General features: G+C 34.2%; 1 pseudogene. It reads left to right on the top strand.

The window, feature by feature from the left end:
- The first annotated feature begins 172 nt into the window (after nt 1-172).
- Nucleotides 173-403 (top strand): annotated as a pseudogene (locus tag RB298_RS15070) (DUF3923 family protein).
- Nucleotides 404-587: the final 184 nt, after the last annotated feature.

Below are 587 nucleotides of genomic sequence, written 5' to 3' on the forward strand. Positions count from 1 at the left end.
GGTTTAATCAGCACGATTATCCTGTGTTTCTATGGGGTAGGAGGTTTATTGATAAATAAAGCAATACCGTTTACTTCTTACCTCTTTGCGATAGGTGGAGCTATTTCCACTATTGCTTTTATTTTGAAACTAAAAAAGAAAGAGAATACTTAAAAATGGAAGGAGCGATGATGTGAAAAGACGATGGATTTCTTGGTGGATAGCTAATATGATTTGGATCATCATTTTCGCTGTAGGAACAGTTGGTGTCTGGATAAGAGAAGTTGATTGAGCGGGTGTTACTCACACACCCCAGCTAAAATTGTTGGCATTTATTGTTTTATTGATTGCATTTATTTTCCCTTTGATTCTTCAAGTTATATGGCTAATTTTCAATTTTAAAGCTAACAAGCATGTACTGTAGAAAATAGAAATGATGTTATGGAATAGAGGGGGTGATATGTATGCAAAGCCAAAAGTGCTCTAAATGTGATTCAATTCTAACCAAAGCTCGTATTCAATCATCACCTGGAAGTTTAGGTGTAAATAATACGCCGAGCAGTGTATTAACTAATAATCATAATTATGGTGAGTTAATACAATATGTT

This window comes from Priestia sp. BR_2 (assembly GCF_041954005.1).
GTDB classification, from domain to species: domain Bacteria; phylum Bacillota; class Bacilli; order Paenibacillales; family Paenibacillaceae; genus Paenibacillus_AQ; species Paenibacillus_AQ lautus_A.